The organism is Streptomyces liliiviolaceus, from assembly GCF_018070025.1.
GTDB classification, from domain to species: domain Bacteria; phylum Actinomycetota; class Actinomycetes; order Streptomycetales; family Streptomycetaceae; genus Streptomyces; species Streptomyces liliiviolaceus.
On sequence record NZ_JAGPYQ010000001.1, the window covers coordinates 2457231 to 2481810 of the forward strand.

At 71.4% G+C, this 24580-nt stretch carries 19 protein-coding genes and 1 tRNA gene; 12 read left to right on the plus strand and 8 right to left on the minus strand.

The window, feature by feature from the left end; translation table 11 throughout:
• Window position 1 precedes the first annotated feature (1 nt).
• The 6 genes from J8N05_RS10815 (at window position 2) to J8N05_RS10840 (ending at window position 8905) form a co-directional block, all read left to right on the plus strand.
• Entirely contained in the window at window positions 2–1717 is a 1716-nt protein-coding gene (locus J8N05_RS10815) for a beta-N-acetylhexosaminidase (RefSeq protein WP_247706228.1), read from the plus strand.
• 277 nt (window positions 1718–1994) lie between these two features.
• The gene (locus tag J8N05_RS10820) at window positions 1995–2888 is read left to right on the plus strand and encodes an FAD binding domain-containing protein (RefSeq protein ID WP_210882217.1); all 894 of its coding nucleotides are present in this window, start codon (window positions 1995–1997) and stop codon (window positions 2886–2888) included.
• Entirely contained in the window at window positions 2885–4513 is a 1629-nt protein-coding gene (locus J8N05_RS10825; RefSeq protein ID WP_210882219.1) for a 2Fe-2S iron-sulfur cluster-binding protein, read from the plus strand. Before J8N05_RS10820 ends, J8N05_RS10825 begins: the two co-directional genes overlap by 4 nt.
• A complete protein-coding gene (locus tag J8N05_RS10830) occupies window positions 4510–6819 on the plus strand; it encodes a xanthine dehydrogenase family protein molybdopterin-binding subunit (RefSeq protein ID WP_210882221.1) in 2310 nt (769 codons plus the stop codon). Before J8N05_RS10825 ends, J8N05_RS10830 begins: the two co-directional genes overlap by 4 nt.
• A gap of 38 nt (window positions 6820–6857) precedes the next feature.
• Window positions 6858–7382 (plus strand): AAA family ATPase, encoded by a 525-nt coding sequence (locus J8N05_RS10835; RefSeq protein ID WP_407699897.1) that lies wholly within the window; start codon window positions 6858–6860, stop codon window positions 7380–7382.
• Between the two features lie 290 nt (window positions 7383–7672).
• A complete protein-coding gene (locus tag J8N05_RS10840; RefSeq protein ID WP_210882223.1) occupies window positions 7673–8905 on the plus strand; it encodes an SUKH-4 family immunity protein in 1233 nt (410 codons plus the stop codon).
• Between the two features lie 81 nt (window positions 8906–8986).
• Here the strand turns inward: J8N05_RS10840 and J8N05_RS10845 are convergent.
• Window positions 8987–9058 (minus strand) — tRNA-Cys (locus J8N05_RS10845).
• A 212-nt stretch (window positions 9059–9270) separates the two neighbouring features.
• Here J8N05_RS10845 and J8N05_RS10850 point away from each other — a divergent pair.
• From J8N05_RS10850 to J8N05_RS10865, 4 genes are all read left to right on the plus strand, one after another.
• Window positions 9271–10725, plus strand: coding sequence for an MFS transporter (locus J8N05_RS10850; RefSeq protein WP_210882225.1), 1455 nt, complete (start codon window positions 9271–9273; stop codon window positions 10723–10725).
• Window positions 10726–10943: 218 nt separating this feature from the next.
• Complete coding sequence (locus tag J8N05_RS10855) at window positions 10944–12746, plus strand: DEAD/DEAH box helicase (RefSeq protein WP_210882226.1); 1803 nt, start codon at window positions 10944–10946, stop codon at window positions 12744–12746.
• A gap of 420 nt (window positions 12747–13166) precedes the next feature.
• Window positions 13167–13811 carry an IclR family transcriptional regulator gene (locus J8N05_RS10860; RefSeq protein ID WP_210882227.1) on the plus strand — a complete coding sequence of 215 codons (645 nt, stop codon included), beginning with the start codon at window positions 13167–13169 and terminating at the stop codon, window positions 13809–13811.
• A gap of 277 nt (window positions 13812–14088) precedes the next feature.
• Window positions 14089–14898 (plus strand): S16 family serine protease, encoded by an 810-nt coding sequence (locus tag J8N05_RS10865; protein ID WP_210882228.1) that lies wholly within the window; start codon window positions 14089–14091, stop codon window positions 14896–14898.
• Between the two features lie 29 nt (window positions 14899–14927).
• On the opposite strand, the gene J8N05_RS10870 is transcribed toward J8N05_RS10865, so the two are convergent.
• The 5 genes from J8N05_RS10870 to J8N05_RS10890 form a co-directional block, all read right to left on the minus strand.
• Complete coding sequence (locus J8N05_RS10870; protein WP_210882229.1) at window positions 14928–15905, minus strand: glycine betaine ABC transporter substrate-binding protein; 978 nt, start codon at window positions 15903–15905, stop codon at window positions 14928–14930.
• Entirely contained in the window at window positions 15902–16660 is a 759-nt protein-coding gene (locus J8N05_RS10875) for an ABC transporter permease (RefSeq protein ID WP_210890129.1), read from the minus strand. Before J8N05_RS10875 ends, J8N05_RS10870 begins: the two co-directional genes overlap by 4 nt.
• Window positions 16661–16839: 179 nt before the next feature.
• Complete coding sequence (locus J8N05_RS10880; protein ID WP_210890130.1) at window positions 16840–18111, minus strand: betaine/proline/choline family ABC transporter ATP-binding protein; 1272 nt, start codon at window positions 18109–18111, stop codon at window positions 16840–16842.
• A gap of 16 nt (window positions 18112–18127) precedes the next feature.
• Window positions 18128–18775 carry an ABC transporter permease gene (locus J8N05_RS10885; protein WP_107015967.1) on the minus strand — a complete coding sequence of 216 codons (648 nt, stop codon included), beginning with the start codon at window positions 18773–18775 and terminating at the stop codon, window positions 18128–18130.
• Between the two features lie 30 nt (window positions 18776–18805).
• Window positions 18806–19282 carry an Lrp/AsnC family transcriptional regulator gene (locus J8N05_RS10890; RefSeq protein ID WP_107016413.1) on the minus strand — a complete coding sequence of 159 codons (477 nt, stop codon included), beginning with the start codon at window positions 19280–19282 and terminating at the stop codon, window positions 18806–18808.
• 122 nt (window positions 19283–19404) lie between these two features.
• Between J8N05_RS10890 and hppD the strand changes: the two genes are divergently transcribed.
• Window positions 19405–20550, plus strand: coding sequence for a 4-hydroxyphenylpyruvate dioxygenase (gene hppD, locus J8N05_RS10895; protein WP_210882230.1), 1146 nt, complete (start codon window positions 19405–19407; stop codon window positions 20548–20550).
• Window positions 20551–20770: 220 nt separating this feature from the next.
• On the opposite strand, the gene J8N05_RS10900 is transcribed toward hppD, so the two are convergent.
• Window positions 20771–22216 carry a tetratricopeptide repeat protein gene (locus J8N05_RS10900; RefSeq protein ID WP_210882231.1) on the minus strand — a complete coding sequence of 482 codons (1446 nt, stop codon included), beginning with the start codon at window positions 22214–22216 and terminating at the stop codon, window positions 20771–20773.
• Window positions 22217–22319: 103 nt separating this feature from the next.
• Here J8N05_RS10900 and J8N05_RS10905 point away from each other — a divergent pair, with 103 nt between their 5' ends.
• Complete coding sequence (locus J8N05_RS10905; RefSeq protein WP_210882233.1) at window positions 22320–23747, plus strand: FAD-binding oxidoreductase; 1428 nt, start codon at window positions 22320–22322, stop codon at window positions 23745–23747.
• A gap of 48 nt (window positions 23748–23795) precedes the next feature.
• Here J8N05_RS10905 and J8N05_RS10910 read toward each other — a convergent pair whose 3' ends face one another.
• Window positions 23796–24344, minus strand: coding sequence for an SsgA family sporulation/cell division regulator (locus J8N05_RS10910; protein WP_247706229.1), 549 nt, complete (start codon window positions 24342–24344; stop codon window positions 23796–23798).
• Window positions 24345–24580: the final 236 nt, after the last annotated feature.

A 24580-nucleotide genomic window follows, 5' to 3' on the forward strand; every position in this document is an offset into this window, starting at 1 on the left:
CGTGAGCGACGCGACACCCGTAGCCCCGACCCCCGACGCCCCGGCCGGGGTGATCCCCGCGCCCCGCTCGGTACGGCGTTCCGCCGGCCCGGGTGTCCCGCTCGACGCGGCCACCACCCTGTCGGCCGGCCCCGGCACGGGCACCACCGAACGCTGGCTGCGCCTCACCCTCGGCGCCGCCCTGGGACTTTCGCTGCCGCCCGCTCCCGAAAGCGCCGGCGGCCCCGAAAACACGTCCGGCACCGAAAGCGCGACCGGTGCGGAAAACGCCCCGAACACCGTGCGGTTGCGTATCGACGAGTCCCTCCCGCCGGAGGCCTACGTACTCGACGCCGATTCCGGACGGGGCATCGAGATCCGCGGCGGGAGCGGCGCCGGAGTGTTCTGGGGAGCCCAGACACTGCGCCAGCTCATCGGCCCCGAAGCCTTCCGCCGCGCACCCGTCCGACCGGGCGTCACGTACACCGTCCCGAACCTGACCGTCGAGGACGCACCGCGATTCGGCTGGCGCGGTCTGATGCTCGACGTCTCGCGGCACTTCATGCCGAAGGACGGCGTCCTGCGCCAACTCGACCTGATGGCCGCGCACAAGCTCAACGTCTTCCACTTCCACCTCACCGACGACCAGGGCTGGCGTATCGAGATCAAGCGGTATCCGAAGCTCACGGAGACCGGATCATGGCGGGCACGCACCAAATTCGGTCATCGCGCCTCGCCCCACTGGGAGGAGAAGCCGCATGGGGGCTTCTACACCCAGGACGACATCCGCGAGATCGTCGCGTACGCCGCCGAACGGCATATCGCCGTCGTCCCCGAAATCGACATCCCGGGGCACTCGCAGGCCGCCATCGCCGCATATCCGGAACTCGGCAACACCGATGTCGTCGACACGCACTCCCTCTCCGTCTGGGACACCTGGGGCGTCTCCAAAAACGTACTCGCACCCACTGACAACGCCCTTCGCTTCTACGAGGGCGTCTTCGAGGAACTCCTCGACCTGTTCCCCTCGGAGTTCATCCACGTCGGCGGCGACGAGTGCGCCAAGGACCAGTGGAAGGCGTCCCCCGCCGCACAGGCACGGATCACCGAACTGGGCCTCGCGGACGAGGACGCGCTGCAGTCCTGGTTCATCCGCCACTTCGACGACTGGCTCACCGCACGCGGACGCCGGCTGATCGGCTGGGACGAGATCCTGGAGGGCGGGCTCGCCCCGGGCGCCACCGTCTCCTCGTGGCGCGGCTACCGGGGCGGCATCACGGCCGCCCGGGCCGGCCACGACGTCGTCATGTGCCCCGAGCAGCAGGTCTACCTGGACCACCGGCAGGCCGAAGGCCCCGACGAGCCGGTGCCCATCGGCTTCGTGCGCACCCTGGAGGACGTCTACCGCTTCGAACCCGTTCCACCGGAGCTGACCCCCGCTCAGGCGCGGCACGTACTGGGCACCCAGGCCAATCTGTGGACCGAGGTGATGGAGGACCGGGACCGCGTGGACTACCAGGCCTTCCCGCGGCTCGTGGCCTTCGCGGAGGTCGCCTGGAGCGCCCTGCCCCCGCCCGCGGAACGCGACTTCGCGGATTTCGAGGAGCGAATGACCGCGCACTACGCGCGACTTGACGCCCTGGGGGTCGCCTACCGGCCGCCCGCCGGGCCGTTGCCGTGGCAGCGGCGCCCCGGGGTGCTCGGACGCCCGATCGACGGGCCGCCCCCGAACGTGTGAGCCGCCTGTCGGGGGGTGTCGTCCGGCGCGGCACCCTGCGACGGTGGCCTCTGCGGAGAAAGACACCCAAGGGGCAACGAAAACCGCCAATTGGCTCTGACGGGCGATGTGGTGCGAAAACGGACCATCCGCTGGTGGCGGGTAGGAATGCCTCCTAGCGGACCCCCGCGTCGGGGAACCGGGAAGATGTGCCAGAGTTGCCACGTCCGCCCTGTCAGCACGTACCGTACGGCAACACAGGTGGGACCAGGTGGGGCAGCGGGAAGGGGCAGCCGGTTTGACCACGCACGCACCGCAGGCGGCGCACGCCGTGACGCTGCCCGCCTCACTGGACGAGGCCGTGGCGGCGCTCGCAGCCATGCCCGCCGCCGTTCCCGTGGCCGGCGGCACCGACCTCATGGCCGCCGTCAATTCAGGACAGCTCAGGCCCGCCGCGCTCGTCGGCCTCGGCCGCATCAGCGAGATCCGCGGCTGGCAGTACCAGGACGGCCACGCGCTCCTCGGCGCCGGCCTCACCCACGCCCGTATGGGGCGCCCCGACTTCGCCGCCCTCATCCCCGCCCTCGCGGCCGCCGCGCGGGCCGCAGGACCGCCGCAGATCCGCAACGCGGGCACCCTGGGCGGCAACATCGCCTCGGCGTCGCCCACCGGGGACGCCCTCCCGGTGCTGGCCGCGCTGGAAGCGACCCTCATCATCGCCTGCCCCGGCGGCGCCCGCCGCGAGATCCCCGTGTCGCACCTGCTCGCGGGCATGGAGATGCTCCGCGGCGGCGAACTCATCGGGTACGTGCGCGTGCCGCTGCTGCACGCGCCCCAGGTCTTCCTGAAGGCCACCGGACGGACCGGCCCCGGGCGCGCCATCGCCTCCGTGTCGCTCGTCCTCGACCCCGCCAGGCGCGGGGTGCGGTGCGCCGTCGGTGCCATAGCACCGATGCCGCTGCGCCCTCTGGACGCCGAGCAGTGGGTCGCCTCGCTGATCGACTGGGACAACAACCGCGCGATCGTGCCCGAGGCGCTGGCCGCCTTCGGCGAGTACGTCGCCGCGGCCTGCATCCCCGATCCGGCCCCCGAGGAGGACGGTTCCGTACAGCCGCTGCCACCCGCCGTACTGCACCTGCGGCGCACCGTCGCCGCGCTGGCCCGACGAGCACTGGGGAGGGCACTGTCGTGACCGACGACCAGCACGGAGATCAGCACGGTGAGGGCGCGCCCCGCGCGGGCAGCCGCTGGGACCCGCTGCCCCAGGGCGACTACGACGACGGCGCCACCGCCTTCGTCAAGCTCCCCGAAGGGGGCATCGACGCCCTCCTCGCGGACTCGCCGCTCGCCGCGCCCGGCCACGGCTACGTACCGCCGCCGATAACGGTCGCGCCCGGCACGGGTGCCGAGAACGACCCGGGGTCCACCGGCTCCTGGGGCGCACCGCCCGAGGCGGCCGGCCCCGGTCAGCGGCAGGACGTCCGGTGGCCCGACCCGAACGCCCTCCCCGAAGAGCACCGGCAGGCCCCCCAGGACCAGTTCTCGTACCACCCCGGGGCCACCGGCCAGTGGACCTTCGACCAGCCCGCACAGGGCGACCAGGGCCCGCACGGACACGACGGGACGGGGCACGACGGCTCGGGCCAGGACGTCGGCGGACAGTGGTCCATCCCGCTCGCCGACGGTGATCTGCCGGACGAGTCCGGCGAGTTCACCACGTCCTCGCTGGTCGAGCAGTGGGGTGGCAGTCCGCCCGCCACGCTGCCGGGCGGAGCGGCGGCGCCCTGGGCCAACGAGCCCTGGGCCCAGCAGCCCCCCGAGCAGCAGCAGCCCGCCGACGGGACCGGGCCCCACGCCCCCGCCGAGCACGGCGCCGCCGAGATCATCGACGTCTCCGGAGCGCACGCCGACGAGATCGCCGTCTCCGTGGAGCGCGACCCGGGCCACGACGACGGACGCGACGACGGACGTGATGACGGACGCGAGGAACCGTCCGGGGCCGCGTCCCGCCACGACCACCAGGAGTACGCGGACGACCCCGCGGGCGAGCCGGAGGCCGCCTCCACGGAGGAGCCCGGCGAAGAGGCTCCCGACGCCGCGACCGGCGCGTCCTACCCGGACCCGGACGGCGAGGCCGCCGAGGAGTCCGGGGCCGACGACCCCCAGGGCGTCGCCCCGCACAACGACCACCCCCTCGTCTCGTACGTCCTGCGGGTGAACGGCGTCGAACGGCCCGTGACGGACGCCTGGATCGGCGAATCGCTGCTGTACGTACTGCGCGAGCGCCTCGGCCTCGCGGGCGCCAAGGACGGCTGCTCGCAGGGCGAGTGCGGCGCCTGCAACGTCCAGGTGGACGGCCGGCTCGTCGCGTCCTGCCTGGTGCCCGCCGTGACCGCCGCCGGGAGCGAGGTGCGCACCGTCGAGGGACTCGCCGCCGACGGGCAGCCCTCGGACGTCCAGCGGGCCCTCGCCAAGTGCGGCGCCGTGCAGTGCGGCTTCTGCATCCCGGGCATGGCGATGACCGTGCACGACCTCCTTGAGGGCAACCCGGCGCCGACCGACCTGGAGACCCGCCAGGCCCTGTGCGGCAACCTGTGCCGCTGCTCCGGCTACCGGGGCGTCCTGGACGCCGTACGCGACGTCGTGGCCGAGCGCGAGGCCCACGCGGCCGCCGAGAGCTCCTCGGACGGCGACGAGGCCCGTATCCCGCACCAGGCGGGCCCCGGCGGCGGAGGCGTCAACCCGTCCGCGTTCGAGCCCCACCAGTCCAGCCAGCCCCACGAGCAGCCGTACGGCCAGGACGGAGGCCAGGCGTGAGCAACGACACCGCCACCGCGACCACCGCGCAGCCCGGCACCGCACCGGAACCGCCGCCGCACGGCCTCGGCGTGTCCCTGCCGTCCGCGGAGGCCCGCGCCAAGACGGAGGGCACCTTCCCGTACGCGGCGGACCTGTGGGCCGAGGGCCTCCTGTGGGCCGCCGTCCTGAGATCACCTCACCCGCACGCGCGCATCCTGTCCGTCGACACCACCCACGCGCGCGAGATGCCCGGCGTCCAGGCCGTCATCACCCACGAGGACGTGCCCGGCACCGCGCTGCTCGGCCGCGGCAGGGCCGACCGCCCCGTCTTCGCCTCCGACGTCGTGCGCCACCACGGAGAGGCCATCGCGGCCGTCGCCGCGGACCACCCCGACACCGCGCGCATGGCCGCCGCGGCCGTCATCGTCGAGTACGAGATCCTCGACCCGGTGACCGACCCGGAGCAGGCCTTCGAAGCGGAGCCCCTGCACCCCGACGGCAACCTCATCCGCCACATCCCGCTGCGCCACGGAGACCCGGACGCCGCCGGTGACATCGTCGTCGAGGGCCTCTACCGCATCGGCCGCCAGGACCCGGCCCCGATCGGCGCCGAGGCCGGCCTCGCCGTGCCCCGCCCCGACGGCGGGGTCGAGCTCTACGTGGCCTCCACCGACCCGCACACCGACCGCGACACGGCCGCCGCCTGCTACGGCCTGGAACCGGAACGCGTGAAGGTCGTCGTCACCGGCGTGCCCGGCGCCACCGCCGACCGCGAGGACCAGGGCTTCCAGCTCCCGCTCGGGCTGCTCGCCCTCAAGACCGGATGCCCGGTCAAACTGACCGCGACGCGCGAAGAATCCTTCCTCGGGCACGTCCACCGGCACCCCACGCTCCTGCGCTACCGCCACCACGCGGACGCCGAGGGCAGGCTGATCAAGGTCGAGGCGCAGATCCTCCTCGACGCGGGCGCGTACGCGGACACCTCCTCGGAGGCCCTCGCCGCCGCCGTCTCCTTCGCCTGCGGCCCCTACGTCGTCCCGAACGCCTTCATCGAGGGCTGGGCCGTACGCACCAACAACCCGCCCTCCGGACACGTACGCGGCGAGGGCGCCATGCAGGTCTGCGCCGCCTACGAGGCCCAGATGGACAAGCTGGCCAAGAAGCTCGGCGTCGACCCGGCCGACCTGCGCCTGCGCAACGTCCTGGCCACCGGGGACGTCCTGCCGACCGGCCAGACGGTCACCTGCCCGGCCCCCGTCGCCGAACTGCTCCAGGCCGTCCAGGAACACCCGCTGCCCGCCCTCCCCAAGGACACCCCCGAGGACGAGTGGCTGCTCCCCGGCGGCCCCGAGGGCGCCGGCGAACCCGGCGCCGTACGGCGGGGCGTCGGCTACGCCCTGGGCATGGTCCACATGCTCGGCGCCGAGGGCACCGACGAGGTCTCGACGGCCACCGTGAAGGTCCACGACGGCATCGCCACCGTGCTCTGCGCGGCCGTGGAGACCGGCCAGGGCTTCACCACGCTGGCCCGGCAGATCGTCCAGGAGACGCTCGGCATCGAAGAGGTCCATGTGGCCTCCGTGGACACCGACCAGCCCCCGGCGGGCCCCAGCGCCCGCGGCCGGCACACCTGGGTCTCCGGCGGCGCCGTCGAACGGGCCGCCAAGATGGTCCGCACGCAGCTGCTGCAGCCTCTGGCGCACAAGTTCGGCATGTCCACCGAGCTGCTCCAGATCACCGACGGCAAGATCACCTCGTACGACGGCGTGCTGTCGACGACCGTCAGCGAGGCGATGGACGGCAAGGAGCTGTGGGCGACCGCGCAGTGCCGTCCGCACCCCACCGAGCCGCTGGACGGCGCCGGCCAGGGCGACGCCTTCGTGGGCCTCGCCTTCTGCGCGATCCGCGCGGTGGTGGACGTGGACATCGAGCTGGGCTCGGTACGCGTGGTCGAACTGGCGCTCGCCCAGGACGTGGGCCGCATCCTGAACCCCGCGCAGCTCACCGCCCGGATCGAGGCCGGGGTCACCCAGGGCATCGGCGCCGCCCTCACGGAGAACCTGCGCACCGCGCGCGGGCTGGTGCGCCATCCCGACCTCACCGGGTACTCGCTGCCGACCGCCCTCGACGCCCCCGACATCCGCATCGTCAAGCTCGTCGAGGAGCGTGACGTGGTCGCGCCCTTCGGAGCGAAGGCCGTCAGCGCCGTACCGGTCGTCACGTCCCCCGCGGCGGTCGCGTCCGCCGTACGGGCGGCCACCGGACGCCCGGTGAACCGGCTGCCGATAAGGCCCCAGGCGGCCGTGGTGACGGCGACGCAGTGAGGCACGTGCGGAACGCGGGGTGAGTGGTGGACGGCGGTGTGGTCCTGATCACCGGCATCATGGCCGCCGGGAAGTCCACGGTCGCGCAGGCACTGGCCGAGAGACTGCCACGGGCCGCCCACGTACGGGGTGACGTGTTCCGGCGGATGCTCGTCACCGGCCGCGCGGAGTACGAGCCCGGAGCGGGCCCGCACAGCGAGGCGGAGGCCCAACTCCGGCTGCGTTACCGGCTGTCGGCGGCGACGGCGGACACGTACGCGCGGGCGGGCTTCACGGCGGTCGTCCAGGACGTGGTCCTGGGCGCGCACCTGACGGCCTACGTCGAACTCGTACGGACGAGCCCGCTGTACGTCGTCGTACTGGCCCCGGACGCCGCGGCCGTGGCGGAGCGGGAGGAGGGGCGGGCCAAGACGGGCTACGGCGCGTGGACCGTCGAGGACCTCGACCGCGGGCTGCGTACGGACACCCCGCGTGTCGGGCTGTGGCTGGACACCACCGAGCAGACCGCGGGGCAGACGGTGGACGCGATCCTGGCGGGCCGGGAACGGGCCCGCGTCCGCTGAGTCGGCCGGTGAGTCGGCCGGCGGGATCCGGCTGGACCCGGGCGGGACTGACGGGAAGTCAGCGAAGGCCGGTGTGAAGTCGCTGGTCAGCGCGATCCCGGGGCGTTGTCAGTGGTGCCGGGTAGTGTTCTGGTCAGTGGGGGAGGACCGCTGGGCGGCGGGCCGTTTCCGGGTGTTTCGAGGCGCATCCGGATGCCCTGGCATGCGTGGCGGCATGCCTGCGCGCATGACTGTGTGCCGCCCGGCCCGGTCCTGCCGGGGGACTGCGAACAACGATCCGCGGGGGAACGATGAGCACGACGGACACCGGCATCGGCACCAACAGCGGCACGGACAATGACACCGGTGTCAGCACCGGCATCGGCATCGGCATCGAGAGGATCACTCTGCACGAGGACGCGCTGGACCCGTACGTCACGCACCCGCCGACGCGCCGCTGGCTGACGGGGCCCGGACTGCCGGGCGACAGCGGCCTGTTGACCTTCGAGCCCCTGCGCGAGGACGGCCTGCGGACGGTGGGGGACTCGACGGGAGACCCGGCCGCCCTCCATCCCGAACTGCGCGACCAGTTGGTGATCGGCGCACTGCGGGACCCCGGCGGCATGGAGACGGAGTCGGTCCTGCTCGACGGGGCGACGGGCGAGGTGTCCACCACGTTCTTCCTCCACGACCGCCCCGACCTGATGGACCGTCTCCCGCTCGCGCCCTCGCTCCGGACGCTCACGGACTTCGTGACGGCGACGGACGAGATGTCCGCGAGGAGAGGCCAGTTCGCCTCCTACGAGGGCCGGTTCGGGCCGAAGGCCGTCACCGCGATGTCGCGGCAGCTGCTGGCGCTGTTCGAGGAGGGCGTCGACGGCGAGGTCCCGCCGTTCTGGAAGATGGCGGCGCTGATCCGCCCGATGGCCCTGGTCGCGGACGCGCCGGCCGACTCCGCGCTGACCCTCGACCTCCCCGCCCGCCTGCTGGACCAGGAGTTCGGGCACGGCCGGGTGGTGCGCTTCGAGGACGTCGACTTCCCCGCCGCCCTCGCCCACGAGCCGACGCGGCACTTCCTGCGCGAGACGGGCCTGCCCGAGGACGGCTTCCTGTTCCAGCTGGACACGGACGTACCGCTGCCGACGCTCGCCGAGTACTACGAGGACGAGCGCCCGGACGTGTTCACCCCCGACCAACTCCCGCGCGACGCCGACCACTTGATCCGCCTGGGCCACCTGATCGAGGACAACAGCCTGATCGTCGACGGCGAGACGGGCGCGATCCTCGACTGGAGCGAGCCCGACGCCACGCTGTACGCGCTGAACACGGACGTCTCGACCCTGGCCTTCACCCTGTGGCTGCTCCACCGCGAGCGGACGATCGACGAGTCCCTAGCCCACGAACTGACCGACGAGGCCTACGACCAGCTCGCCACGACGATGGCGCAGACCCTGTCGACGGTCGACCCCACGGGCACCGCCCCGGGCACCGAGTGGCACTACTGGACGGAGATGTTCCAGGACGAGGCGGGAGGCGTGCTCTGACCCACCCAGGGCCGCCCGGAACCGCCCGCACACGACGCGGGGCCGACCACCCGAAGGCAGCCGACCCCGACACCGGACCAGAGGCCGTGGCGGGAATTGAACCCACGTGCCTCGCTTTGCAGGCGAGTCCCTAAGCCACTCGGGCACACGGCCAAGCTTGAGTCCGTTGTTCCGGACTCGTTGTGTCGACCGTACGGGCCGGGGTGGAGGTGGCCAAGGGCTTCGTGGGGGCTGCAACGGGACTGCCATGCCGCGTTCACAAAGGGCGGGAAGGGCGGGTGCTGGAGGTCGTACGACCAAGGTCTCAGGGCGGGGCCGTCTTTCGACAGGGGTCAATGTCGGTCTTGCCCCTTACCCTGGCGAACATGACCTCCCTGGAACCGGGCGACACCGGCGTCGCCGCCACCCCGAGCGCACCGATCGAAGACGTCGCCCCGGACGGTGTGCTCAGCCGTCCGTACCGGGCGCTGAGCATCGGGATCGTGTCCGTCGTGCTGCTGATCGCCTTCGAGGCGACGGCCGTCGGGACGGCCATGCCGGTGGCGGCGCGGGAGCTGGACGGGATCTCGCTGTACGCGTTCGCGTTCTCCGGGTACTTCACGACGAGCCTGTTCGGCATGGTGCTCGCCGGGCAGTGGTCCGACCGGGCCGGCCCGCTGGGGTCCCTCACCGCGGGCATTGGGGCCTTCGCGGCGGGGCTGCTGCTGTCCGGGACGGCCGGGGCCATGTGGCTGTTCATCCTCGGCCGGGCCGTACAGGGCCTGGGCGGGGGGCTGGTGATCGTCGCGCTGTACGTGGTGGTGGGGCGGGCGTATCCGGCCCGGCTGCGCCCGTCGATCATGGCGGCGTTCGCGGCGAGCTGGGTGGTCCCGTCCATCGTCGGCCCCCTCGCCTCCGGCGCGGTCACCGAGCACCTCGGCTGGCGCTGGGTCTTCGTCGGCGTACCGGTGCTGGTCCTCCTGCCGCTGGCGCTCGCGCTGCCGCAGATACGCAGTCGGGCGTCCGGACCGGAGGAAGGGACCCTTCCGGCCCCCTTCGACCGGCGGCGCATCCGGCTGGCGCTGGGCATCTCCGCGGGCGCCGGACTCCTCCAGTACGCCGCCCAGGACCTGCGGTGGCTGTCCCTGGTCCCGGGGGTGGCCGGGGCCGCGCTGCTCGTCCCGGCGGTCCTCGGACTGCTGCCGCGGGGCACCTACCTGGCGGCGCGCGGACTGCCGTCCGTGGTGCTGCTGCGCGGCGTGGCCGCCGGGTCCTTCATCGCGGCGGAGTCCTTCGTACCGCTGATGCTGGTCACCGAGCGGGGCCTGTCGCCGACGCTCGCCGGGTTCTCCCTCGCGGCCGGCGGCGGCACCTGGGCGCTGGGTTCCTTCGTGCAGGCGAGGGCGCGCGTGGAGCCGTACCGGGAGCGGCTGATGATGCTGGGCATGGTGCTCACCGCGGCCGCCATCGCCGCCGCGCCGACCGTGCTGATCGACGGGGTGCCGGTGTGGACGGTGGCGGTGGCCTGGGCGTTCGGCTGCTTCGGCATGGGCCTGGTGATCTCCTCCACCAGTGTTCTGCTGCTCCATCTCTCCGCCCCCGGCCAGGCCGGCAACAACTCCGCCGCCCTCCAGATGTCCGACGGCCTCGCCAACGTCCTGCTCCTCGCCGCGGGCGGCGCGGCCTTCGCGGCCCTCGGCGGCGGCACGGTCACCCACGCGGCCACGCAGGCCTCCGGCGGCCACCCGGCCGCCTTCGTGGCGGTGTTCCTGCCGATGGCGGGGGTGGCGCTGGTGGGGGCATGGGTGACCACGCGGCTGCGGGTCCCTCCAGCGGGCTGAGACGAGCTGAAGTGAGCCGGGACGAGCCGATGTGAGCTGAGTCCCATCCCGCGGGGTCCCCGCGTCGTCCGCGCGTTGACGTTCGTGGGGCGCCGGTAGGGTGGCCCGGTTGTCATACGCAGCCGTCGTCATACGTAACCGAGCGGCCCGACCACCCCACGGAGACCGTGACTACCGCCCGCCCGTCGTCCCCCGACACCCTCACTGGAGGGCCCTTCGTGCCCGCCTCTTCCGTCGCCAGCGCCGCGTCCTCGCACCACCTGTCGCCCGCGTTCCCCGGGCGGGCCCCCTGGGGCACCGCCAACAAGCTGCGTGCCTGGCAGCAGGGGGCGATGGAGCGGTACCTCCAGGAGCAGCCGCGTGACTTTCTCGCCGTCGCCACGCCCGGCGCCGGCAAGACGACCTTCGCGCTGACCCTCGCGTCATGGCTGCTGCACCACCATGTCGTGCAGCAGGTGACCGTGGTCGCGCCGACCGAGCATCTGAAGAAGCAGTGGGCGGAAGCGGCCGCGCGCATAGGGATCAAGCTGGATCCCGAGTACAGCGCGGGCCCGCTCAGCAAGGAGTACCAGGGCGTCGCCGTGACCTACGCCGGAGTCGGCGTACGGCCCATGCTGCACCGCAACCGCTGCGAGCAGCGCAAGACCCTCGTCATCCTCGACGAGATCCACCACGCCGGTGACTCCAAGTCCTGGGGCGAGGCGTGCCTGGAGGCCTTCGAGCCCGCCACCCGCCGGCTCGCCCTCACCGGTACGCCGTTCCGCTCCGACACGAACCCCATTCCCTTCGTCGCGTACGAGGAGGGCAACGACGGGATCCGCCGCTCCTCCGCCGACTACACCTACGGCTACGGCTCCGCCCTCGGCGACGGCGTCGTGCGGCCCGTCATCTTCCTCTCCTACAGCGGCAACATGCGCTGGCGTACGAAGGCGGGGGACGAGATCGCCGCCCGGCTCGGCGAGCCGATGACCAAGGACGCCGTCAGCCAGGCCTGGCGCACCGCCCTCGACCCGCGCGGTGAGTGGATGCCCAGCGTGCTGCGCGCCGCCGACCAGCGGCTGACCGAGGTGCGCAAGGGCATCCCGGACGCCGGCGCCCTCGTCATCGCCTCCGACCAGGACTCCGCGCGCGCCTACGCCAAGCTCATCCGCGAGATCACCGGCACCAAGGCCACCGTCGTCCTGTCCGACGACACCGGCGCCTCCAACCGGATCGACGAGTTCAGCCAGAGCGACGACCGCTGGATGGTCGCCGTCCGGATGGTGTCCGAAGGCGTCGACGTACCGCGCCTCGCCGTGGGCGTGTACGCGACGACCATCTCCACCCCCCTCTTCTTCGCCCAGGCCGTCGGCCGCTTCGTACGGTCCCGGCGGCGCGGCGAGACCGCCTCCGTCTTCCTGCCGACCGTCCCCGACCTCCTCACCTTCGCCAACGAGATGGAGGTCGAGCGCGACCACGCCCTCGACAAGCCCAAGAAGGAGAGCGAGGAGGACCCGTACGCCGAGTCCGAGAAGGAGATGGAGGAGGCGAACAAGGAGCAGGACGAGGACACCGGCGAGCAGGAGCAGTTCTCCTTCGAGGCGCTGGAGTCCGAGGCCGTCTTCGACCGGGTCCTGTACGACGGCGCCGAGTTCGGTATGCAGGCCCACCCGGGAAGCGCCGAGGAGCAGGACTACCTCGGCATCCCCGGCCTCCTCGAACCCGACCAGGTCCAGCTCCTCCTCCAGAAGCGCCAGGCCCGGCAGATCGCGCACAGCCGCAAGAAGCCGGACGAGGAGGCCGACCTCCTCGAACTGCCCGCCGAGCGGCGCCCCGTGGTCTCCCACAAGGAGATGCTGGAGCTGCGCAAGAAGCTCAACACCATGGTCGGCGCGTACGTCCACCAGAGTGGCAAGCCCCACGGCGTGATCCACACCGAGCTGCGCCGCGTCTGCGGCGGCCCGCCGAGCGCGGAGGCGACCGCCGGGCAGCTGCGCCAGCGGATCGAGAAGGTGCAGGAATGGGCGACCCGGATGCGGTGACCGCACGCCCGAACACGCCTGTACGTCAACACGAGCGCCGGTGCCCTGATGGCACCGGCGCTCGCGTGCGTGCGCGCCCCCTCCGGCAGGCGTGCGCGCTCTGTGCAGAGGTGGTGTACGCCGAGTTGCCCGCGCCGCTCATATCCGGCCGGAACGGGAGCAAACCGTGGGTAACCAGTGGCGGTCCGTACCTGCGCATGACCGGATTCTGGACGGAGCCTTCCGCTGAGCGAACCAGCTCGCTACTGTCCCGCTACGCACACGCCCCGTGGCAGCGCCGCCGCGGAGCGCAGCCGGTGCCCGCCCGGAAGTACCCGGGACGCAGCCGACCGGCGGCCTCTGACGCGCGTCGCCGATGGGACCGGTGGCGCATCCGCCACGTAGGGGGTCGCCGACCCTCACCACTAAGGAGTGGGCGTCGTGACCGCGGAAACCTCCCAGACGCTCGACCGGGGACTGCGCGTCCTCAAGCTGCTCGCCGACACCGACCACGGTCTGACCGTCACCGAGCTGTCCAACAAACTCGGAGTCAACCGGACCGTTGTGTACCGGTTGCTCGCCACGCTGGAGCAGCACGCCCTCGTCCGCCGTGACCTGGGCGGCCGTGCCCGGGTCGGGCTCGGGGTGCTGCGGCTCGGCCGGCAGGTGCATCCGCTGGTGCGCGAGGCCGCGCTGCCCGCGCTGCGGTCGCTGGCCGAGGACATCGGGGCGACTGCCCATCTCACGCTGGTCGACGGTACGGAGGCGCTCGCCGTCGCCGTGGTCGAGCCGACGTGGACGGACTATCACGTGGCCTACCGTGCCGGGTTCCGCCATCCGCTGGAGCGGGGGGCCGCCGGGAAGGCGATCCTCGCGGCGCGGGCCGGGGGTGTGGACGGTGAGCTCGGCTACACCCTCACGCACGGCGAGCTGGAGGCCGGGGCGAGCGGGGCCGCGGCGGCGCTCGTCGGTGTGACGGGGGTGGAGGGGAGTGTGGGGGTGGTGATGTTGGCGGACGCGGTGCCTGAGCGGGTGGGGCCGCGGGTTGTCGATGCTGCGCGGGAAGTGGCTGACGCGCTTCGTTGAGCCGGGTCCCTGCCGGGGCCCTGCCGGGTCCTGCCGGGGTGGGGGGCGTGGGTTGTGGGTCGGCTCCGGGGCCGCTGTGGCTGGTCGCGCAGTTCCCCGCGCCCCTAAAAGCCAAAGATTGCGCCGTTCCCCGCGCCCCCAGGAGCGAAAGACTGCGCCGTTCCCCGCGCCCCTAAAAGCCAAAGATTGCGCCGTTCCCCGCGCCCCCGAGAACCACCGCGCCCCCGAGAAGCGCGCCCCCAGACAGTGGAAGATTGCTCTCCGTTAGATTGATGCCGTGGCTTCTCGTCTCTCTGGTTTCGTTCGTCTCTCCCGTCCCCGCTTCGTCGCGCTGTGTGCGCTGCCCGTCGTGGGGCTGTTCGCCGTGGCCGTGTTCGCGCCGTTGCCGTTCTCGTTGGCGCAGCCCGGGATGACGGCGGACGTGCTCGGTGAGAACAAGGGCGACCCGGTGATCACGATCTCCGGTGCGAAGGCCCGTGACACGAGCGGGCAGCTGCGGATGACGACCATCGAGGCGACGGGCCCGGACACGGACGTCAGCCTGGGTGACGTGCTCGACGGCTGGTTCCGTACGGACCGTGCGGTGATGCCGCGCGACTCGGTCTACCCGAGCGGCGACAGCGTCGAGGAGATCGAGGACTACAACGCCGAGGAGATGAAGAAGTCGCAGGACACCGCCACCGAGGCGGCTCTGAACCAGCTCGGCGAGCAGTCGGACGACATCGAGGTCACGCTGAAACTCGCCGACGTGGGCGGTCCGAGCGCCGGACTGCTCTTCTCCCTCGGCATCGTCGACAAGCTGGACGGCGACGGCAGCGGCGGCGACCTCACGGGCGGCCGGGTCATCGCGGGTACGGGAACGATCGACGCCGGCGGGAAGGTCGGCGCGGTCGGGGGAGTGGCCCTCAAGACGCAGGCCGCCCGCCGCGACGGCGCCACCGTCTTCCTGGTCCCGAAGGCGGAGTGCTCGGACGCGAAGTCGGAGCCCCCGAAGGGGCTGCGCCTCATCCCGGTGACGACCCTCAAGGGCGCCGTCGACTCCCTGGTCGCGCTGGAGAAGGGCAAGGGCTCCGTCCCCTCCTGCTGATCCCCCGCAGGTCGGGCACTCGGCCGCGCTCAGCCCTCCTTGACGAAGCCTTCCTTCTTCATCCAGTCCAGCGCCACCGCGTGCGGATCCTCGCCGTCGACGTCGACCTTCGCGTTCAGCTCCTGCGCCACGTCGTTGTCGAGCCGCTTCGTGATCGGGGCCAGGACCTCGGCGATCGCCGGGTACTTCTTCAGGGCCTTGGTGTTGATCTGCGGAGCCACGTTGTAGTTGGGGAAGAACTTCTTGTCGTCCGCCATCACGGCGAGGTTCATGGACTTGATGCGCCCGTCGGTGGTGAAGACCTCCCCGTAGGTGCAACTGCCCTTGCGCACCTGGGTGTAGATGATCCCGGTGTCCATCTGCGTGATGTTCCCGCTCGGCAGTTTCATGCCGTAGGCCTTCTCCATGCCCGGCAGCCCGTCCGCCCGGTTGGCGAACTCGCTCTCCACGCAGAGCGTGACGGCCTTGGGGTCCTTCTTGGCGAGGGCGGCCACCTCGGAGAGCGTCTTCGTGCCGTACTTCTTGTAGTTGGCCTGGTTCATGGCGAGCGCGTACGTATTGTTCAGCTTCGAGGGAGGCAGCCAGGTCAGCCCGTTCTTCGCGTCGGCCTCGCGCACGGCCTCCCACTGCTTCTGCGGATCCGCGATGGGGTCGCTGTTGCCCAGGTAGGTGATCCAGGCGGTGCCCGTGTACTCGTAACCGGCGTCCGCGTCCCCGTTCTTGACCGCCTCCCGGGAGCCGATCGACCCCTGGATGCCCGTGCGGTCGAGGACCTCGGCGCCGGCCGCCTGGAAGGCGATGCCCATGATCGCGCCGAGGACGAGCTGCTCGGTGAACTCCTTGGACGTCACGGTGAGATCGGCGCCCTTGAGCGGCTGCCCCTTCCCGACCGACCCCGGCTTCACGTCGTCGACCATGGGCGAACCGCTGGTCAGCCCGCACCCGGACACCGCCGCCAGCAGGGCGAGCGCCGCCACCGGACCCGTAACCGACGTGACCCGTCTCATGAGCCCGCCTCCAGACCGCGTGGACTGAGCAGGAGTTCGGCCAGTGACGCCAGCCAGTCGACCAGCAGGGCCAGGGCGACGGTCAGGATCGAGCCGAGGACCAGCACCGGCATCCGCTGATTGGTGATCCCGGTCGTGATCAGCACGCCCAGACCGCCGCCTCCGCCGAACGTGGCGAGCGTCGCCGTGCCCACGTTCAGGACGAGCGCGGTCCGCACGCCGGCGAGGATCAGCGGTACGGCCAGCGGGAGTTCGATCCGGCTCAGCACGCCCAGCGGGGACATGCCGATGCCCCGGGCGGCCTCCAGGAGCGTCGGGTCGTTCGCCTTCAGCCCGGCGATCGTGTTCGACAGGACCGGCAGGACGGCGTACGCGATGATGCCGATCAGTGCCGCCTTGCGGCCGATGCCCAGCCAGATCACCAGCAGGGCGAGCAGCCCGATCGCGGGCGTGGCCTGCCCCATGTTGGCGAAGGTCATGAACAGCGGGGTCGCCCTGCGGAAGACGCCGCGCGTCAGCAGGATGCCCAGCGGAATCGCGATGATCAGCACGAAGAAGGTGGAGATCACGGTCAGCTCGATGTGCTGGCGCAGGGCCTTCCACACCTGCCCGTTGCTGAGCGCGTTCTCGGAGAGCGGGTCGAGATCCGCCTGGCGGAACCAGAGCCAGGTGCAGAGCAGCCCCACGACGAGCACGGCCGGCAGGAGGGTCAGCTTCAGCCAACTGATCCTGGGCGCACGGGACTTGGCGGCCACCGCGGAGAGGTCCTCGTCGAAGGCGGCCTCCCGCCCGGCCTCAGGACCGGCGTCCCCGAAGCCGGTACGGTCGTTCCCGGGTCCCGTACGGTCGTTCCCGTGCCCCGTACGGACATCCTCGGGCCCCGTACGGGCGTCCCGGGGACCCGAACCGCCGTCGCGACCGCTCTCGGGGGTGCTCACGCCTGCCCCTCCCCGCCCCCGCCGCCGCCCACGCCCTCCTGCTCGTGACGGGTCTGCTCGGTGCGGGCCTCCTCCAGGTCGTGCTGGTGCTCCATCGCGTCGAGCCGGTCGGCCTCCAGCATCTCCTGCACGGAGTTCATCAGCGTCTCCATGTCCACCACGCCGGTGTACTCCCCGCGCCGCCCCGTCACCACGACCCGCCCCGCGTTGTCCGTGAGCACGGCCTCCAGCGCGTCCCGCAGCGTCGCGTCCCGGGTCACGGTGTCGTTCACCAGCGTGCCTGCCCTGGCCAGCGAGCCCCGGGCCCGCATGAGATCCCCGCGCCGCAGCCACTTGTAGGGCCGCCCCCGCCGGTCGAGCAGCAGGATCTCGTTCGTACCGCCCGCCCGGACCTTGTTGAAGATGTCCTGCAGCGGATCGTCGACGGTCACCGTCGGATAGTCGGTGATCTCCACATCCCGTACGCGCGTCAGGTTCAGCCGCTTCAGAGCGGCCCCCGCGCCCACGAACCCGGACACGAAGTCGTCGGCGGGGTTGGTGAGGATCGCCTCCGGGGTGTCGAACTGCGCGATGTGCGACTGCTCCCGCAGTACCGCGATCCGGTCGCCGAGCTTGATGGCCTCGTCGAAGTCGTGCGTGACGAAGACGATCGTCTTGTGCAGTTCGTGCTGCAGCCGGATCAGTTCGTCCTGCAGATGATCGCGGGTGATGGGGTCGACGGCACCGAACGGCTCGTCCATCAACAGAACGGGCGGATCGGCGGCCAGCGCCCGCGCCACACCCACCCGCTGCTGCTGCCCTCCGGACAGCTGCCGCGGATAGCGCCCGTGGAACTCACCGGGGTCGAGCCCCACCAGATCCAGCATCTCCTCGATCCGCTCGGTGACCCGCGCCTTCGACCAGCCGACCATCTTCGGTACGAGCCCGATGTTCTGGGCGACGGTCATGTGCGGGAAGAGTCCCGAGGACTGGATGGCGTACCCGATCTTCCGCCGCAGCTTCACGGGATCCATGTGGGTGACGTCCTCGCCACCGATACGGATGCGCCCGCCCGTGGGCTCGATCAGCCGGTTGATCATCTTCAGTGTGGTGGACTTGCCGCACCCGGAGGGCCCGACGAGCACGACCAGCTCACCGGCGTTGATCTCCATGTTGACGCTGTCCACGGCGGGATCGGAACTCCCCGGATACCGCTTGCTCAGACTCTCCAGCCGAATGGTGGCCCCGGTGGCCTCCCGCCCGCCCCCGCCTTCCCGGGCCCCCTCCACGGTCTCTGCTGCTGTCTCAGACACGGATCCCCCTAGGGATGGTCAGCCGCCCGATGAGGACGTACGCGGCATCGAACAGCAGCGCCAGGACGATGATCCCGAGCGTGCCCGCGAGGACTTGGTTGAGCGCGTTCTTGCTGCCCAGGGAGGCGATACCGCGGAAGATCTCGTTGCCGAGCCCGGGCCCGGAGGCGTACGCGGCGATGGCGGCGATGCCCATCAGCATCTGTGTGGAGACCCGGATCCCGGTCAGGATCGGCGGCCAGGCCAACGGCAGCTCGACGCGTACGAGCCGGGCGAGCCGCGACATCCCGATACCGGTCGCCGCGTCCACCAGCGACGGATCGACCCCGCGCAGCCCGACGATCGAGTTGCGCACGATGGGCAGCAGCCCGTACAGGGTCAGCGCGATCACGGTGGGCGGCACACCCAGCCCCACCACCGGGATCAGCAGACCGATCATGGCGAGCGAGGGGATGGTCAGCAGGGTCGCCGTGGTGATCGTGGCGAGGTTCCCGGCCCAGTCGCTGCGATAGGTGACGACCCCGATCACCACCCCCACGACGGTGGCGACGACCATGCACTGGAACACGGCGCTCGCATGCTGGAAGGCGTCGGCGAGGAGCTGCTGATGACGACTGCCCAGGTACTCCCAGAAGTTCACCGCTGTCACCTCACTCGGTAGCCCGGTCGTTCAGCCGTCGTCGTCCCTGGCCGCCTGCTCCACCAGCGGGATGATCCGCAGCGGAACGGGGTTCTCCATGACGATCGCCGTGGAGGCCCGGACAATGCCATCAAAACCGACAACCCGGTCGATCACCCGTTGAAGATCGGCGTTGGACCGGGCCACGAGCCGGCACAGCATGTCCCCGCCGCCCGTGGTCGTGTGCAGCTCCAGCACCTCGGGCACGGTCGCCAAGTGCGCCCGTACGTCGGCGCCTTGCCCCTGCCGGATCTGCAGGGTCGCGAACGCGGTGACGGGATATCCGAGGGCCGTGGGATCCACCTGCGGACCGAATCCCCGGATGACTCCATTCGACTGAAGCCGGTCCAGCCGCGCCTGCACGGTCCCGCGCGCGACCCCGAGCCGGCGGGACATCTCCAGCACCCCGATCCGGGGCTCCTCGGCGAGCAGCACGAGAAGCCGCCCATCCAAACGATCGATCCCCACAAACACCTCCGAGATGGTCACCCTGTACAAGAAGTAGAGGTAAGTCGGCCTCCTGCTGAACATATTGCCCAGCCAAATCACAAACGATTGCGCACCTTGCTAAAGGGCGAGAGTCTGCGCCCATGACGCAGACCACGCACCACACCCCTCATACCGCGCGGCAGGCAGACCCCTTCCCGGTGAAGGGAATGGACGCGGTCGTCTTCGCCGTGGGCAACGCCAAGCAGGCGGCGCACTACTACTCCACGGCCTTCGGCATGAAGCTGGTCGCGTACTCCGGACCGGAGAACGGCAGCCGGGAGACCGCGAGCTACGTCCTGGAGAACGGCTCCGCCCGTTTCGTGTTCACCTCGGTCATCAGGCCCGCCACCCCCTGGGGTACCTTCCTCGCCGAGCACGTGGCGGAGCACGGCGACGGAGTCGTCGACCTGGCCATCGAGGTCCCGGACGCACGCGCGGCCTTCGCGTACGCCGTGGAACACGGAGCGAAGCCCCTCACCGAGCCGCACGACGTGAAAGACGAACACGGCACGGTGGTCCTGGCCGCGATCGCCACGTACGGCAAGACCCGCCACACCCTGGTCGAGCGCACGGGTTACGAGGGCCCGTACCTCCCCGGCTACACAGCCGCCGCCCCGATCGTCGAACCCCCGGCCCAGCGCACCTTCCAGGCCATCGACCACTGCGTGGGCAACGTGGAACTCGGCCGGATGAACGAATGGGTCGGCTTCTACAACAAGGTCATGGGCTTCACGAACATGAAGGAGTTCGTGGGCGACGACATCGCGACCGAGTACAGCGCCCTGATGTCCAAGGTCGTGGCGGACGGCACGCTCAAGGTCAAGTTCCCGATCAACGAGCCGGCCATCGCCAAGAAGAAGTCCCAGATCGACGAGTACCTGGAGTTCTACGGCGGCGCCGGCGTCCAGCACATCGCCCTGAACACCAACGACATCGTCAACACGGTCCGCACGATGCGCGCGGCGGGCGTCCAGTTTCTCGACACCCCCGACTCCTACTACGACACCCTCGGCGAATGGGCGGGCGAGACGAGGGTCCCCGTGGAAACGCTCCGCGAACTGAAGATCCTCGTGGACCGGGACGAAGACGGCTACCTGCTCCAGATCTTCACGAAGCCGGTCCAGGACAGGCCGACGGTCTTCTTCGAGATGATCGAACGCCACGGTTCCATGGGCTTCGGCAAGGGCAACTTCAAGGCCCTCTTCGAGGCGATCGAACGAGAGCAGGAGCGCCGGGGCAACCTCTGATCAAGAGCCCTCCACCACGAACGGCCCGCACCCGGCACACCACGGGAGCGGGCCGTGCCGGTACGTCGAAGTCCGCCGCATAGAGCTCCTGCAAACGACGGCCACTTCCCCTTCTTGGGGCCGTACACCCGGGAGGCGGCGGACTCGACGTACCGGCACGGCCCCGACGCCACGGACCGCCACGCCGCACCGCCCACCACCACGCCTACCGCCGCGCCGCCTACCGCAACGCGCCCGCAGGCCGAGGCTCGGCCTCCCCCAACTCCTCCAACGCCCGCAGAGCCACAGGCACCAACAGCGGCGAGAACACCGGACTGATCCGCAACGCTTCCCCCAGATGCCGCCGAGCCCCCGAGTCGTCCCCCAGCCCCCGCGCGATCACCCCCCGGTGGAACGAGTACAGAGCGACCCGAGCCCCACCCCCACGCACCCGGTCCGTGGCCCGGGTGGCGAACCCGAGAGCCTCCTTGTCCTTCCCGTCCCGATGCAACGCCCACCCCAGCGCATCGGCCACAGCCGCCGAAGGATGCCGGGCCCACTCACCCCGCAACCGCCGCACCGCACCGCCCGCATCCCCGTGGTCGGCCTCGAAGAGCCCGAGCACCAGTTCCTCGTTCACCCCGGCCGCGTCCCCCTCCCGCACCCGCGCCCGCAACACGTCGTACTGAGCCCGCGCGGCCCCGCCCAGCCCCAGCGACTCGTACAACTCGCCCAACTCCAGCGCGTACCGCGGCAACGGCTGCTTCGCCAGCGCGGACTGGTACGCGAGCAGCGCCTCCGAGTCCCGCCCCAGCGCGGCCAGCGCCCGCCCCTGCCCGGCCCGCGCCGCATGCTCCCCGGGATCGGCCCGCAGCGCGGCCTCGAACGCGCGCAGCGACTCGGCGGCCTCCCCGCGCTCCCAGGCCGACTCCCCGACCCGTACAAGACAGTCGGCCCGCTCAGCAGGCGCAGCGGCAAGCGCCGCCGCATCGGACAGGGCGGCAGCGGAATCCTCCCGCCACCCCCGGTCCCGATAGACGAGCCCGGCCCGAACCGACACCTGCGCTCCCGGTCGACCCCCCGACGCCCCACTCCCACTCGCACCCCCACTCCCACTCCCCGAGGGAAGCTCGACAAGCTTCGCCAGCACCCGCCGAGCCCCCTTGTAGTCCCCGAGCCCCCGATACGCGTCGATCAGCGCCGCATAACCGCTCCACCGCTTCGGCGAGGCGGCGACCGCCGCCTCCCCCCACCCCCGAGCGGCCCGGAAGTCGTGCCGCGCGTCGGCGAGCGCGGCCATCCCGCGCAGCGCCTCGGTGTTCCCCTTCGGCCGCCCCTTCAGCGACGTACGCAACGCGGCGTCGGCCTTCGGATAGAACTTCGGCTCGGCGGTCCGCCGCCCCCGTTCCACATACGCGGTGCCCAGCTCGGCCCACGACCGCACATCACCCGGATGGGCCCGCAGATGCGCCTCGCGGTCGCTGATCAGCGCGACGAGATCGGGCAGCGAGGCGGGCGCCCCGGACCCGACCGCGGTCGCGGCCCGCGCCACGGGCCCGGGGGAGGGCGGCGGCGGGCGATCCCCGTCAGGCATGGCGACCAGCACACCCCCCAGTACGAAGCACCCCACGACGGCCCCGGCCAGCACCCGCCGTACCAGCACCTCACGTTTCACACCGCTGTCCATGCCGATCACTGTGCGTCAATACGAAGAGCACACCCGGCCACCACCCCGGCACGGAAAGCCTCGCGCGGGCGGGGTTCACACCGATGGCCCCGAGTGCGACGCTGTGATCATGAGCCGTATCGAAGCCCGACCCGATGAAGACACCGTGGCGGTGGGCAGCCCCCGCGATCGCCTCACCGAACGTCTCCTCACGGGCCTGCCGGCCGAGGCGGTCCTCACCGACCCCGACGTCACCGGCTCGTACGCCAACGACATGGCCAGCTTCTGCGAGGCGGGCACCCCTGCCGTCGTCGTGCTGCCGCGCACGGTCGAACAGGTCCAGCACGTCATGCGCACCGCGACAGCCCTCCGTGTCCCGGTGGTCCCGCAGGGCGCCCGCACGGGTCTCTCCGGAGCGGCCAACGCCTCAGAGGGCTGCATCGTGCTGTCCCTGACCAAGATGGACCGCATCCTGGAGATCAGCCCCGTGGACCGGATCGCGGTGGTCGAGCCGGGCGTCATCAACGCCACGCTCTCCCGCGCCGTCAACGAACACGGCCTCTACTACCCGCCGGACCCCTCCAGCTGGGAGATGTGCACCATCGGCGGCAACATCGGCACGGCCTCGGGCGGCCTGTGCTGTGTGAAGTACGGAGTGACGGCCGAGTACGTCCTCGGCCTGGACGTCGTCCTCGCGGACGGCCGCCTGATGTCGACCGGCCGCCGCACCGCGAAGGGCGTCGCGGGATACGACCTGACGCGCCTGTTCGTCGGCTCGGAGGGCTCACTCGGCATCGTCGTACGGGCCACGCTCGCCCTGAAACCCCAACCGCCCCAACAGCTCGTCCTGGCGGCGGAGTTCCCCTCCGGGGCGGCGGCCTGCGACGCGGTCTGCCGGATCATGGAGGGCGGACATGTGCCGTCCCTCCTCGAACTGATGGATCGCACCACGGTGAAGGCCGTCAACGACATGGCGCACATGGGCCTCCCGGAGAGCACCGAGGCCCTGCTCCTCGCCGCCTTCGACACCCACGACCCCGCCGCGGACCTCGCCGCGGTCGGCGCGCTGTGCGAGGCGGCGGGCGCCACCCAGGTCGTACCGGCGGAGGACGCGGCCGAGTCGGAACTGCTGCTCCAGGCCCGCCGGCTGTCCCTCACGGGCCTTGAGGCGGTCAAGGGCACGACGATGATCGACGACGTGTGCGTCCCGCGCTCCAGGCTCGCCGAGATGCTCGAAGGCGTCGACCGGATCGCCGAGAAGTACCGGCTGACCATCGGCGTCGTGGCCCACGCGGGCGACGGCAACACCCACCCGACCGTCTGCTTCGACGCGAGCGACCCCGACGAGTCCCGGCGCGCCCGCGAGTCCTTCGACGAGATCATGGCCCTCGGCCTGGAACTCGGCGGCACGATCACCGGCGAGCACGGCGTGGGCGTCCTCAAGAAGGAGTGGCTGGCCCGCGAGATCGGCCCGGTCGGCGTCGAGATGCAACGGGCGGTGAAAACAGCTTTCGACCCCCTGGGCATCCTGAACCCGGGAAAACTCTTCTGACGGAACTCTCCCCCTCCCGTCCCTCTCCCCTCTCCTCTCTCCCCTCTCTCACTCCCCGTCCTCGGACTCGTCGGAGGGCCACGGGTCGCTCAGCCACAGATCGTCGGCCGGGGCCGGCGCGAGCAGCTCGGCGAGGCCGTCGTCGAGACCGAGCCGAGCGGCCTCGGTGCCCGGCGGGACCGCCCGCAGCGTGCGCTCCAGCCACGCCGACACCTGCGCGGCGGGTGCTTCCAGCAGGGCGTCCCCGTCGGGCGAACTCAGCGCCATCAGGACGACGCCCCGCCCGCCGACCTTCGTCGGCCACGCCCGCACATCCCCGTGCCCGCACGGCCGGAACACCCCCTCGACGAGCAGTTCCCGCGCGAAGGTCCAGCTGACGGGGTGGTCGCTGCCGATGTGGAAGGTGACGTGGACGGCGTACGGATCGTCGCTGCGGTAACTCAGCCGAGCCGGCACGGGGATGCTGCGTTCGGGGGACAGCACCAGCTTGAGCTCCAGCTCCCGTTCCACCACGGTCGTGTCGCTGTCCCTGTCCCTGTCGCGGTCTCTGCCGCCGTTCCGGCCGTCGTTCAGATCGTTGTTCACGTCGTTGCTCATACGGTCCGCTTCCTCTCGCGTGCGGGACCCGAGGAGCGGGCCCGTACGAGTGGAGAGGCCGTGCGGGCCCCAGCATTACGCCGGTTCGGAGAACTTTTTTCGCGGGGTCCCCGGACCGTCACGCGTATACCGCGCGGAGGCCGGAAAAGGTGGGGGAACCGCGCTCGAAGGGGGTAGGTACACCAGGAGCGGCAGTGGCGGTTGCGCCCGTCTGATAAATGTGGACGCTCAACACG

Coding starts and splice junctions, on each gene's coding strand:
- J8N05_RS10840 (WP_210882223.1), top strand. CDS start 7,673: ATGAGCACGACGGACACCGGCATCGGCACCAACAGCGGCACGGACAAT.
- J8N05_RS10870 (WP_210882229.1), bottom strand. CDS start 15,905: ATGAGACGGGTCACGTCGGTTACGGGTCCGGTGGCGGCGCTCGCCCTG.
- J8N05_RS10900 (WP_210882231.1), bottom strand. CDS start 22,216: ATGGACAGCGGTGTGAAACGTGAGGTGCTGGTACGGCGGGTGCTGGCC.
- hppD (WP_210882230.1), top strand. CDS start 19,405: ATGACGCAGACCACGCACCACACCCCTCATACCGCGCGGCAGGCAGAC.
- J8N05_RS10850 (WP_210882225.1), top strand. CDS start 9,271: ATGACCTCCCTGGAACCGGGCGACACCGGCGTCGCCGCCACCCCGAGC.
- J8N05_RS10910 (WP_247706229.1), bottom strand. CDS start 24,344: ATGAGCAACGACGTGAACAACGATCTGAACGACGGCCGGAACGGCGGC.